Annotated in this window: 8 protein-coding genes; 2 read left to right on the top strand and 6 right to left on the bottom strand. The window is 34.6% G+C overall.

The window, feature by feature from the left end:
- Nucleotides 1-65 precede the first annotated feature (65 nt).
- From MYRA21_RS03265 to MYRA21_RS03240, 6 genes are all read right to left on the bottom strand, one after another.
- Nucleotides 66-977 carry a DMT family transporter gene (locus MYRA21_RS03265; protein WP_006266926.1) on the bottom strand — a complete coding sequence of 304 codons (912 nt, stop codon included), beginning with the start codon at nt 975-977 and terminating at the stop codon, nt 66-68.
- Nucleotides 978-1,272: 295 nt separating this feature from the next.
- On the bottom strand, nt 1,273-2,478 hold the full coding sequence (locus tag MYRA21_RS03260; protein ID WP_006266927.1) for an MFS transporter: 1,206 nt from the start codon (nt 2,476-2,478) through the stop codon (nt 1,273-1,275).
- 96 nt (nt 2,479-2,574) lie between these two features.
- Nucleotides 2,575-3,489, bottom strand: coding sequence for an AraC family transcriptional regulator (locus tag MYRA21_RS03255; RefSeq protein WP_006266928.1), 915 nt, complete (start codon nt 3,487-3,489; stop codon nt 2,575-2,577).
- Nucleotides 3,490-3,631: 142 nt separating this feature from the next.
- Entirely contained in the window at nt 3,632-5,017 is a 1,386-nt protein-coding gene (locus MYRA21_RS03250) for a phosphatase PAP2 family protein (RefSeq protein WP_039328531.1), read from the bottom strand.
- 630 nt (nt 5,018-5,647) lie between these two features.
- Nucleotides 5,648-6,706, bottom strand: a complete 1,059-nt coding sequence (locus MYRA21_RS03245) for a 3-oxoacyl-ACP synthase III family protein (RefSeq protein ID WP_006259563.1) — start codon at nt 6,704-6,706, stop codon at nt 5,648-5,650.
- Between the two features lie 210 nt (nt 6,707-6,916).
- The gene (locus MYRA21_RS03240) at nt 6,917-7,966 is read right to left on the bottom strand and encodes an alpha/beta hydrolase (protein ID WP_039328529.1); all 1,050 of its coding nucleotides are present in this window, start codon (nt 7,964-7,966) and stop codon (nt 6,917-6,919) included.
- Between the two features lie 142 nt (nt 7,967-8,108).
- Here MYRA21_RS03240 and MYRA21_RS03235 point away from each other — a divergent pair, with 142 nt between their 5' ends.
- Both MYRA21_RS03235 and MYRA21_RS03230 read left to right on the top strand, forming a co-directional pair.
- Nucleotides 8,109-8,723 (top strand): hypothetical protein, encoded by a 615-nt coding sequence (locus tag MYRA21_RS03235; protein WP_025124533.1) that lies wholly within the window; start codon nt 8,109-8,111, stop codon nt 8,721-8,723.
- Nucleotides 8,724-9,556: 833 nt separating this feature from the next.
- Nucleotides 9,557-13,033, top strand: coding sequence for an AAA domain-containing protein (locus tag MYRA21_RS03230; RefSeq protein ID WP_039328526.1), 3,477 nt, complete (start codon nt 9,557-9,559; stop codon nt 13,031-13,033).
- Nucleotides 13,034-13,206: the final 173 nt, after the last annotated feature.

Genomic DNA, 13,206 nt, shown 5'->3' with positions numbered 1-13,206 from the left:
CAACAACGCGATATACCTTACAGGGATATACCGCGTTGCTTATAAAAAATGGATATTCTCGTTGTTTAATTTTCTGGAATAACTTTCTTCTTGATTTTAGTCAATAGGAATATCGTTGTTATAATACAAAGACTTCCTATATAGTCCATTAATTCAAAGTTGACCCCAAAATATACTACAGCTATTAAAGTAGCAGACAGAGGTTCGGCACAAGCTAATAAACTAGCTCTTTGTGGTCCAATATTCTTTATCGCCATTAAGAAGATATAGAACGGTATCAATGTACCTAAGAAGATAATGAATAATACTGCCAAATATGTATCTGTATCCCATATACCTTCTAGCTTATGTGGAGGGTGTATAATACTCATCGCTATACCTGCGATAAGCATGCTCCAACCTATAATAGCAATAGGGCTATATCTATTCAATAAATGTACAGGCATAAGTGTATATACGGCTAATGCTATAGCAGAAGCTATACCCCATATTAATGCTGTAGGAGTGATATTCAGTGTATTAATATCTCCATGTGTTACCAATAAGAATGTACCTAACATCGCCATTCCTATCGCTAAGAATTCAATAGGCTTAGGCCATTTGCTCAGTCTTAATGCTAGATAGATAGCGATGAACACAGGGCCAGTGTATTGTATTACTGTTGCTGTTGCTGCATTAGAGTGAAGTATAGTTACAAAGTAAGTGTACTGTACTGTCAGCATTCCTAATAAACTAAAAAGCATTAATTGAATGACATCTTTTTTGTCTTTCCAGATATTTACGACATCAGGATTCTTTCTGACAATCCCAAATAATAACATTAATACTCCTGAGATAAGAAGACGAACAGTAACTAACCATTCTGCGTTAAACTCTTTTTCTCTAAAAAGGAACTGAGCAAAAGCTCCAGATACTCCCCATAACATCGCTGCAAAGATTGCGGATGCAAAGCCTAAAAACTTATTGTTTAATTGCATTTTTAAAAACGTACTTCTAAGTACATTATTAGTTGAATATATTGTGATAAAAAGGATTCTTTTTACCTAAAGACTAATGCAAAATTACTGATAAATATGACTGTAAAATAGTAAAAAATACTACAGTATACGAATTGTCTACTCTGTATAAAATAGCTAGTTTTAAGAGAGGTTTATTAAGTATTTATCGAGATGTAATGCATATTCGATAAGTTATTTTTAGTTTTATAATTACAGCGATGTTCTATTTTATGCTGTATTGTATAGAAATATGCAAAGCTTAGTTATTTTTCTTCTAGTTTATTACTTTTTCTTTATTGTATAGCTTGATTATATAAAGTATAGCTAGTAGTAATGCTATAGCCGTTATGAGGTATCTTATTCCTAGTGCAGTGGGAGTGGTAATAGCTCCTGTAGATGAGATTATTAATGTGACAAAAGAGGTAAGCACATATACCAATCCGCCCATTAGACCACCTGCTGTACCTGCATTATTTGGAAACTGTAACATGGTCGTGGTAAAGAAATTATTAAATAAAGTACCAGAGCAGATATGTATAAGAAATAGAAAACCAATTAATAAAGGCAAGCTCTCTATCCATATTGTAGTAATTAATAGAACTGCAATAAGAGATAGTTGTACTAATGAAGGCTTAAGAGCTTTAGGCTTTAAGTCTAAGTGCATTCTTTTCTTTCCTATTATACCGCCGAGCATCCATGAGAATCCAAGTACTAATGTACAATAACCAATAACTACAGAACCATAGTTAAATGTGTTTTCAATTAGAAAAGGCCCTGCTATATTAAAGATCATTACGATAGAGTAGCTAAGTCCTAATATTAGGGTACCAATCATAAATCTCTTTTCACTTAGCATCATTTTATATAAGCTTAATGTATCAGATAAATTAAACTTCTTCTTCTCAGGAATACTCTCACCACTGATACACAGGTCTAAGATTAATAAAACCCCTGAATAGATAGCTAAGAAATAGAAGTTAGCATGCCAGTTAAATAGCTTCTCTAAGTATCCACCTAAGAAAGGCGCTAATATAGGACCACATGACCATACGATCGTAAAGTAGCTTAAGTAATACTGTCTCTTCGTTTCATCATAGATGTCTATAAAGATAGCGCGTGTAGCAACTACTAATGTAGAGATGGCCATCCCTTGTATAATCCTCATAATACAGATATAGAAGACGCTATCCATCTGTGTGATACTAAGATTGGTAAAGATTAATATCAGTAACGCGACTAAACGCGGTTTGTATCTTCCTATATTGTCTAAAAGACTACCTACGAATATCTGTGATATACCATAGCTTAATAGATAGCAGGTAAGGGTAAGCTGTATGTCTTGTTCTGATACAGCTAGTCCTTTAGCCATAGAAGGGAATGACGGTAAATATATATCGGTCACAAAACCAGAAAGGGGTATAGAACAAAAGGCAAGTATAGTGGCTAGCCTCTTTCTTTGTTCACTTGCTTCTCTTAACATAGATAATAATTGTTGTTTGTGGGGCAAAATTAAGTCTATGAGTGATTTTTGGAATTAAATATCTCAAAGGGATAATTGTAAAAATCAAAGATTAGGTTAGTGGTTGCTTTTATATTTTAAAGGAGTGATGCCAGCATTTTTCTTGAAGAAGTTATTGAAGTGAGAAGGTTGGTCAAATCCTAGTGTATATCCTACTTCTGCTATGTCCCAACTCGTGTTCTTTAGCAGGCTTTTTGCCTCTTCGAATAGTCTCTCTTTGATTAGCTGAGTAGTAGTCTTATTCGTAGTTGATTTAATAGATGCATTGAGATGATTGACGTGTACATTTAAGGCTTTAGCATAGTCTGAAGCTGATTTATACTGTAGCGGATAAGCTGGTGAGTCCAAGGGAAATTGCTTGTTAAGTAAATCATCGAATAGTCTATATAGTCTAGTGCTACTAGGTGTTTCTTCTAGTTGTAGATCGTCTACTTTTAGTTGTAATGCTTGATGAAGTAATAGGGCTAACAAGTTTCTGATAATCTCAAACTTTAAGGGATAATCACTCTGTGCCATGCTATACATCTGTTTAAAGTAGGTAGAGGCCAACTCTAATTGTTCTTCATCTAAGAAGATAAAAGGCTTACTCCACTCTTTAAATAAAGAGGTTTTTTTAAAGAATTCAATGGTACTGTGTTCTATCAGAAACTCTTGGTTAAATAAGCAAAAGTATCCTTCTTGTCGATTGCTCAGACATTCCCATTCGTATGGAGTAGTAGGGCATGGTAAGAATAAGGCAGGCCTGTCTATAACGAGGTGATGCTCTCCGTATTTAAACTCTCCTGCACCTATAATAAGGCAGACTTTATAATAATCTCTTCTGTTATAAGGCGTTTTAAAGTTACAGTATTTGCGCATATTAATATTAAAGTGAGATTTGCCACACTGATACTCAGCAGTATCTAAAGCATAGTATTGGTTAGTCACTCCATCTTTATAATAATCGCTAATAGTCTCTAAATCTTTACTCATAATATAATTAGAACTTTATAGAAGAGCAAAGTTACTAAAATCAAATAAAATACAATTAGTAGGGATATTGTATTTAGGAGTAGATGTAAATAAAAGAGAACCATAACTTGGTTCTCTTTTATGGTCTTTATAGAAGCACTAATTAGAAGTATGCAGTCAGCCTTACCCCCATACTTAAATAATTAAGAGGATGCCTTACTACATTTACTTTTAGGTCGTCTTCGTCTAGTATGTCTTCGTTTATGATGTAGGTGATTTTAGATTGACTGTGATTGAAGTCTGAGTAGGCAGTTAGTCCTAAGTTGTCAGTGATATTGTAAGTAAGCGCTAAACCACTTGTAAATTGAAATACATTAGCAGGTTTATATTCTGCTAGCTGTACTTTTCCATCTTCTAGTTCAGGGATATGAACTTCGTGAGACAACACTTTTAACGAGATATTTCCATCTGCCCCTATGCTATAGCCACCTAATGCTTTTATCATCAGATCCCATCTGTCAGAGAAATGGATCGCATAGTATGGCCCTACAGAGAAAGTTAGATTACCCATAGATTCGGATAAGATTTTTCCTCTGATATTTGGGTCCTCAGGATCATTGACTTTATTCTCTGCAAAGGGAAAACTAGCTACTGTGATTTGACCTCCTAGTCCCCAGTGCCTATTGAAGAAGTAAGCTCCTTCTAGTCCTGCTTCCCAGCCGAGCTTTGCAAGAGATTTATTGTCTTCTGTTTCTATTATGCTTTCTAGCCCACTTGTGTACCCAAGTTTTATAGCCATAAAAGAAGGGTTTTCATTTCCTTCGAATTTTGATATGAGACTGAGATTATCTCCTTTGTTCCCATATATTTTATCTACGAAGAAGTAAGCTAGTTGAGTAGACAATATACCAATACCTGCTCCAGCTAATATATCGGGTGCCCAATGTCTATTATTGAGGCTACGCCCAAGACCAGTCATGGTAGCAGCACCATATCCACCTATGGAATACATAGGGTTGACTAGACCGTATTCTTTATCTAAGAAGGCAGCATTAGCAAAGGCCATTGCAGTATGACCAGACGGGAATGAGTTTTTAGAAGAACCATCAGGGCGTTCTACTTTTGCAGTATATTTTACTCCATTGACTAGAATAGCCATGATAGCCATACTAGTAGCATAGGATATAGCAGAACGCTTAAACTCATTACGCCCTTTTACACCAGCTGCTTTTAGACCAAAGGTAGCCGCCGCAGGAGCATATTGTAATAGATCATCATATTTGTACTGAAATGTGGGAACGTATCTATTGCGTATTTCTCTAATTTCTTCTTTTTTATTCCACGTTAGCCCTGAAGCTGTTAAGAGTATCGCAGGGACAAAGCTAATTTGTACAGCATCTTTCTCAAAAAAAGTCTTCTCTTTCTTAGGAGATAAACCGTAGTTAGGCGTTGTCGGTGCAGTTAGATGTTGTTTATTATTGATTAATTGCCCCCAACCTAGGGTTTGATACAATGTTAATAAACAGACGAAATAAATAGTGTTTTTCATTCTTTACTTTCTTTTTGTTTGCAAAATTACCTTTTAAGGTGTTTTTTAGAATCAAAAAGAGCTTTATTATACTGATGGCGTTAGTTTAGAAAATTTGTTATTTGTATAAGGAAGGTGGAATTATTTTTCTTCTAATAAAGAATAAGAAGAATGACTAAAAATAGACGATTGCTTCTTTTATTATTGATTTAAACTTAAATATTTCTAGTAAACTTTCGATTTAATTAAAATGACTATATGTGAACTTGTCTTTTGAGCTTATATTTTGTGAAAAATTGGCATTACTATTGATAATTATTTGATAGAGTTTTTATTGTGTTTTTAGTGAAGTAACTAAACACAACAGAAGGAGTTTATAATAGAAAGTATAGTCGAGTGTATAGTTTAGATCGGATTTTAAAATTTATAATAGCTGTAGCTACACTATTACTAATAGTTGATTTATTTGACTTTTTTAGTAATAATTTAGTTAGTTATATATGTTACAGCGCATTAGGTGTCTGTACAGCTATTCTCTTTTATACAGGAAAGTCTTGTGGAAAAGAGAGAAAGGAAAACAAATAATAGAAATATTAATAGAGGAGTATTATAAAAAAAAGAGAGCATGAAGCTCTCTCTCTAATACATATTTTATACCTGATAAGTAAAGGCATTAATGTTCATACCTGCTCCTACAGAAGCGAATAGGATAATATCCCCTTGTTCTAATTGGTGCGGGTCTAGTTGCTTATTGATAATCATATCATATAGAGTCGGTAGAGTAGCCACACTACTGTTCCCTAGTTTTTGAATATTCATAGGCATGATATGTTCTGGCATTTCCATATCGTATAACTCGAAGAAACGTTTTACGATAGCTTCATCCATTTTCTCATTAGCCTGGTGTATCATCACCTTTTTGATTTTGTTGATATCTATTCCGCTCTTATCCACACAGCTCTTCATTGCTAACGGTACATTAGTTAGTGCAAATTCATAAATCTTGCGTCCAAACATCTTGATGTACTTAGTGTTCTCGTCTAAGTCAGGATTATAAGATTTGCCATAGTGAATGAAGAAAGCCTCGTCTAGTGTATAACTAGCAGACTCTACAGATAGTATTCCGCCTTCTTCATTAGTCAGTTCTAATATAGTAGCTCCAGCACCATCTGCATAGATCATAGAGTCCCTATCGTGTAAGTCTATTACACGTGATAATGTTTCTGCTCCGATGACTAGACATCTCTTCGCCATACCTACTTTCATAAACGCATAGGCTTGTATCACACCTTGTAGCCAACCAGGGCACCCAAAAAGAACATCAAATGCTACACATGATGGATTGGCGATCTTTAGGTTGTGTTTTACCCTAGATGCTAAGCTAGGTACGATATCAGACTGCAATGTTCCGTGCTTTACATCTCCGAAGTTATGCGCAAAGATGATATAGTCTAATGTCTCTGGGTCTATACCTGCACTTTTGATAGCGTGCTCAGAGGCGATAGTACCGATATCACTGGTAGTTAATTCATGTTCTACATATCTTCTTTCTTCTATCCCTGTTATTTGTTGTAGTTTATAAGCTGTACGTTGGTTAGTATCTTTTAATGGTTGTCCTTGTTCATCTCTAAAGTCAAACTGGTCGAAATTCGTATTATCTATTACTTTAGTCGGGATATAAGATCCTGAACTTATTATTTTAATATTCATAATATCGTTTTTGGGTTAATTGTAAGGTAAACTTAGAGCTTTATATTTATTAATGATAAGTTTTTTCTCTTTTTTTTGAAGTATTCTGAAATGCTGTTTTGATTTCGTAGTACTTTTCGTGTAGGTATATAATAATAATGCCAATAAGTAATGTTTATTGTGTACTATTACTTATTGGCATTAAAAGAATGCGCGCGCGATACTACTGCGTTATTTCTTGTAAAGCGTATTCTTATACTTAGTTAATTGATTGGCTGTGTCATTGTCTCCTGTTGTGGTGAAGTATTTAATCACCGTATCTAAGAATTTTTCAGTCGGTTTAAAATCATAATGCATCTGTTTATTCAGCTGATCGAAAGTCTCTTCTAAGAGTGTTGGATTGGTCTTTAATTCTTTAAAGTTGATTCGATAGCCGTCAAATATATATCTTAGTCCATCTAGATTCCCTTTTAGTGGTATACTACCGTGGTCTTCTCCTTCATAGGCTACATATTGATAACTCAGTGTAGTAGGAGTATTAGTACGTAATAATTTATCAAATTCTTTAATCGAACTATAATGATCACTTAGGTGGCCTTTGTTCTCGCTTTCGCCTACTTGGGTAAGGAATAGTCTTCTGTGTTTAAAGTCTTGGTTTATCCCATCAGTATATTCTCTCAGTATAACCTTATTATCCCACCATATACTAGGATCGTGTACGATATAAGCGTTAAACATATCCGTGTAGTTCAGTAGATTATTTAGAGCAGTAATCCCCCCGAATGAGTGACCGATTAGTATTTTGTAATCCAGCGTTCTATAGTTAGTATCTACATAAGTAAAGACCTCTTCTTTTAAGAATTTAAAGAAGGCATCATTCCCTCCGTTTTCACCTTTTATTTTTTTAGCCTGCTCAGTAGACATCTCCTCACTACTTACTTTAGTAGGAGTTAAATCTCTTGTTCTATTGGTATTAATCACTCCTATTATAATCATTTCTGGTATAGAAGGGTATGGATATCTGCTTAACTTATCTAGATAGGCTGTTAGATAATTAAAGTTACTTTCTCCATCTAGTAAGTAGATGACAGGATACTGCTGATTAGGATATTGAGCTTCATTATATCCCGCAGGTAGGTATACTTGTATCTTTCTATCTTCGTTAAGCACTTTAGATTTGATTGTATATGTTTTACCTATTTCTATTGCTTCTTGAGCTGTGATAGGATGAGCAAATAGTAGAGCGAATGGAACTAATAATGTATAGAAAAATTTCTTCATGATATAGATAATGATTGTTTTGTGTTTGGATACAAATATAAGTCCTTATTTATATTTGTTCTAATTTGTAAAATTATAATTCCTTTTAGAGGACAAATAATATGTAGTTATTATCTTGTGCGGATTAAAGAGACGGTTGAAAATGAATAGATTAATTATTGTTTTTGTTGCACTTATTAGTGCATTTTGTGCTTTTGGCCAAAGCGCAAAAAAACCAATAGAAGTGAAGGTGTTAGACTCCACTGTGCAGGATAATAGCCTAGCTACTATTGTAGTAATGAATAACTCCAATGATACATATTGGTTTCCGTGGGATACTTCAGAGTTAGCTTATGGGGCTAGTGTAGGAAGTACGTATGAGAACCAAGTATATGTGTTGAGACAGAGAGTGTATAATAAGGCAAGTCATATCGATGAGCCGATGCTGATGAGTGGGGATTATGATTCGGACGGTTTATTAGCGAAGTGGCAAGAGAAGCTAAAAACAAAGAAGGTAACAGACTATGTGATCATCAAGCCGAAAAGCTTCGTACAGCTAAGACTTCCTTTTAAATCCGAACTAGCAGTAGCTCCTACTTGGTATGCGTGTAAAGATAGTATCAGTGATGGTGGGTATAAGTACTATGTAGCCTATGTGTATAATACGAAGGCTGTAGAGCAGGTACTAAGTCCTAAGCTACTAGAAGAGGTGAAGAAATTAGGGTATAAAATCTATGAGGCTCCACTAGAGTCTAACAAGGTTCCTATCGTGAAATAATAAAAAGAGAAGTATATCCCATATACTTCTCTTTTCGTCTAAAAAACAGCTGTATAAAAACTTTATACGAATTATTGGCACTGGTAAAAGTACTTATATCTAAATCGATATTATATGATAGTTATCAGTTTGTCTAAAAACAATATCACTGTAGAGAAATTTACTTTTATTTCATGAACGCTATGATTATAAGAGGGTAGATCAGGTAAGGATATTGTCTATAAATAGCATGTGTTATGTTTAGTTAAAGAATATGAGGAAGTAGTGGTTCTTCTGTGCATTTAGTTAGCTTTTAGTCTTATAGCAGTTATGTTGCTTTTGATTCTACACTAGAAGGGATGTGTCTCCTTCTTTAGTCCGTTGTTTTGGTTAAAATAACGGACTCACTGCGGACTCATAACGGACTCACTACGGACTCAAGGCGACTAAAACTGAATGAAATGTAACAGTATGCAGAAGTAAACTTAGAAGAAAATAGTGGAGGACAGAAGACTGTACTTCTCGACTATACTGACAGTTGTTTTACTCTGTACTAAAGAATAGTATATCAATAGGATAAATATACACTATCATATAGTGTAATAGGAGTAAGTCTAATCAAATATTTGATTAGTTGATGTATTAGTTATTTTTACTTTGAATAGTGAATGGTTTTGTAAGCTTTTGTAATTTAAATTTGCTTGAGAGGTTACAATTATAGTTCACAAGTTATTAAATGTTTTAGAGGAGAATTGTCTTAGTTAATAAGACAATTCTTTTTTTTATGTATAGGTGAGATATTTTACTAACTGTAAAATCTAGATTATCTTTGATGTTTAAAACGGATACTGCACATGCTTGATAATAAATATACTTCCTTATACTTTACCTCATTAGTAGATATTATCAATAATACAGAACTGACTACTCGTGCTAAGTACAGACTACTTAGAAATCTACTAGAGAAAATATGTAAATATGTAGTAAAGGATGAGGTGATCAGTCTTTCTAATCTATTCTCTCGTCTATCCTACATATGTAATAAGTATAATGCGAGCCGTGTTATCCATAGTTTTAGAATGATTAGTAATGATCTGACTAAGCATGATTCTGCAGAGTTAGAGCTATATCTAGCGACCTACTGGATGGATGTAAATGATTTTATATCTTACGTATTTCAGGTGCCTGTACCTGATGAGAATAGATCATATTACCCATTTCCTATTCAGAGGTTAGCCCTGAAGCATAATGAGTTTGAGCAGATTATTGATAAGTTGAGAGTTAATGTATTGGGGATAAAAGATAATTTACTCTTATGCGATGTAGAGAACGCAGAAGATGGACAGCCTATACGAGTACAGATTAATGAAGAAGGAGTGAATGCTTCATTTAGTTCCATAGAGAAAATATGGAAGGGAGCTACACTACACCTCATTAATATAGGAGTGGATGATCATCAGATACACCACCCGAAGATATTTATACTAGAACCAGATTACTTAATAGATGTGTCTGCTATAGCAGAGTGTTTTCAAGACTATGGGACTTCTTCATTGAGTTTTATAAAGTCGAAGTTCGATGAGATACCTAATAATAAGTATCTACTCATTGGTAACTTTGCTAATGCTGTCATGGATGAGTTAGTAGGTGCAGAAGATGCGCAGACAGTAGACTTTAATACAGTCTTTGTCCACCACTTTGAGAACTATCCTTTTGAGCATACGGCTTGTCCTGATATATTAGATATAGAACAGTTTAAACAATATCGATATGACTGTGAAACTCATTTTAATACGATCAAGAGAGTATATCTTGAAGAGTTCGTACATTATGGTATCACGAATGAGGGAGATATTAACCTAGAACCAAGCTTTCTGTGTGATGTCTATGGGGTGCAGGGGCGTTTAGACCTTCTGCATAGTATAAAGAAAGATAATCTAAAGACAACTATCGTGGAGCTGAAGTCTGGCGGGACGGTCTATCCTGATGATGGAGTAGGGGTGAAACCTAATCACACTGTACAGCTGTATTTATATCACCTTATGCTATCTGTGGTATATGATATACCATATCGAGAGATAGGTAATGAGAAGTATCTAAGTGGCTTTATTTTTTATAGTAAACCAAGAACTAATAATCTTCGTAAAGATCAGATCAACCTTCGTAGGGTACAAGCAATATGTGAGTTGAGAAATAGAATCGTGCTAAACGAACATATCTTAAAGTCAGATGATCTGGATAAAGTAGCGCTGCTACTCCACTATGTAAAAGGGGAGAATATAGTGCGTAACCCTAATCTGAATACCAAGTTTAAAGATATGCTCTATAAGCAGATAGATATGTTTACGTCTGTGCTAGAGAAGTGCTCAGCGTTAGAGCGTACTTATTTTTATTCTTTTGTCAGCTTTATCGCAAGAGAACAATACATTAGTAAGTTAGGAGCGAGTGACTATGAAGGAAGTCATGGGTTGGCAAGTTTATGGATAGACAGTGCTGAGGTCAAAAAAGATAAGTATAGTATCTTATATGATCTAGAGATTATAGAGAATAAAATCTTCGAAGAAGAAAAGCAAATTATCTTCAGGCGAACATTAGTAGATGACTTTGTCAACTTTAGAAAGGGAGATGTCTGTGTATTATATCCTCGAGATCACGATACTGACACAGCAGTGAAGCATCAGATATTTAAATGTACGATACAGAGTATCACTAAAGAAACGGTAACAGTTGTATTTCGTCATAAACAGAGAGGGATTAATTACTTTAATCAATATCGCTTATGGGCGCTAGAACGCGACTCTATGGATTCTTCTTTTACGAGTATGTATAAGAGTCTATATGCGTTCATGAACGCACCGAAGAATAAGAGAGAGGTAATCCTCAATGTGCTACCTCCTAGACAAGGGATAAATTATGGGTTCTATAAGCCTACTCTTTCTGTAGAGCAGAATAGAATATTAAACAATGCTTTATCATCAGAAGATTACTTTGTACTAAATGGGCCTCCTGGTACGGGTAAGACTTCTCATATTATTAAGGAGCTTGTAGAAGAATTATATACCAATACCAATCAGAATATATTACTTCTAGCCTATACTAATAAGGCTGTGGATGAGCTATGTGGTGCGGTGACGGATGCGCTAGAGCATGTATCTGCTATAGATAAGTTTGTGCGTATAGGTAGCCCGTTATCTAGTAGTCAGAAATATGCTGATCATCTAGTCAGCACGATTATTAAGCGAGAGAGTGAGGCGTTAGAAAAGTCAGGTAGGAGATTTACTAGAAATGTTTTGTCTAATATTATTCGTAATAATAGAGTGTTTCTGTCTACAGTAGCTACTATGTCTAGTAAGAATGATGTGTTCAAGCTAAAGAAATTTGATACAGTTATCATAGATGAAGCTTCTCAGATATTAGAACCTCAGATTATAGGGCTATTGCCTAAGTGTAAAAGGTTTATTATGATCGGTGATCACAAACAACTGCCTGCGATAGTGGTACAGAGTGATACATTGTCTAAGACTAATAATCCTCTGCTAGAACAGATAGGACTAGCGGATAGACGCAATTCATTATTCGAACGATTATATAACTTCTGTGAACTGAATAAGCTTAGTTATGCACATGATACATTGACCTATCAAGGGCGTATGCATAGAGAGATAGCGGCATTTCCTAATATAGCATTCTATGAAGGCAAACTAAAAGAGGCATATACATTAGAGAATTTAACTACAATAGCTAAAAATAGCCTACAGAGACAAGTAGCTCCGTTAAACTTAAAGCCTGTAGATAATGATCTATTAAGTGCAATACTAGCACAGAACAGAGTCATCTTTGTCAATGTGGAAGAACACCACGCAGGACAACAAAAGAAAACAAGCGAGAAAGAAGCTGATTTTGTTGTTTGTCTATTGCAGAAGATAGAGCAGCTTAATCAACTAAATGGATGCAGCACAGATTTGACTAAGCGGGTTGGAATTATAGCTCCGTTTAAGAATCAGATAGCACTGATTAAAAATAAATTAGAAGGTAGTGATATTCTAAATGCTGAAGATATAGTAGTCGATACAGTAGAACGCTTTCAGGGAGGACAGAGAGATATTATTATTTATTCGTTTACCATTAATGAAGTACTTCAGCTAGATGGGGTAGTGAGTCTTAATGATGATCAGTCAGTAGACCGTAAGTTAAATGTGGCTCTGACTCGTGCAAAAGAGCAAATGATTATCATCGGTAATGCTGAGGTGCTTAGTCATAATAGTATATATAAAGAGATGATCACTCATATTAAAGAACAAGGAGGTTACTTCGAATACGATAGTTTATAGTTAACAACAGTGTTTATAACTATGTTGATAACCTTGTTAATAAGAGTTGTTTATGGAATGAAAATGTTGATAACTATAGAGGGTATTTATTCTTTATATTTACTATTTTTTTATAAGTTGTTGTTTTAGTGGTATTTGATTGTTATTTAGTGTTGAGGTTATCACTGTTTATA

The organism is Myroides sp. A21, assembly GCF_000807225.1.
GTDB classification, from domain to species: domain Bacteria; phylum Bacteroidota; class Bacteroidia; order Flavobacteriales; family Flavobacteriaceae; genus Flavobacterium; species Flavobacterium odoratimimum.
Note: the sequence above shows the minus strand (reverse complement) of the source record. Positions and strands in the feature narration are given on the sequence as shown.

What these genes read in the sequence shown, in the direction of transcription:
- MYRA21_RS03265 (WP_006266926.1), bottom strand. Translation starts at nt 977, where the DNA reads ATGCAATTAAACAATAAGTTTTTAGGCTTTGCATCCGCAATCTTTGCA.
- MYRA21_RS03260 (WP_006266927.1), bottom strand. Translation starts at nt 2,478, where the DNA reads ATGTTAAGAGAAGCAAGTGAACAAAGAAAGAGGCTAGCCACTATACTT.
- MYRA21_RS03255 (WP_006266928.1), bottom strand. Translation starts at nt 3,489, where the DNA reads ATGAGTAAAGATTTAGAGACTATTAGCGATTATTATAAAGATGGAGTG.
- MYRA21_RS03250 (WP_039328531.1), bottom strand. Translation starts at nt 5,017, where the DNA reads ATGAAAAACACTATTTATTTCGTCTGTTTATTAACATTGTATCAAACC.
- MYRA21_RS03245 (WP_006259563.1), bottom strand. Translation starts at nt 6,706, where the DNA reads ATGAATATTAAAATAATAAGTTCAGGATCTTATATCCCGACTAAAGTA.
- MYRA21_RS03240 (WP_039328529.1), bottom strand. Translation starts at nt 7,966, where the DNA reads ATGAAGAAATTTTTCTATACATTATTAGTTCCATTCGCTCTACTATTT.
- MYRA21_RS03235 (WP_025124533.1), top strand. Translation starts at nt 8,109, where the DNA reads ATGAATAGATTAATTATTGTTTTTGTTGCACTTATTAGTGCATTTTGT.
- MYRA21_RS03230 (WP_039328526.1), top strand. Translation starts at nt 9,557, where the DNA reads ATGCTTGATAATAAATATACTTCCTTATACTTTACCTCATTAGTAGAT.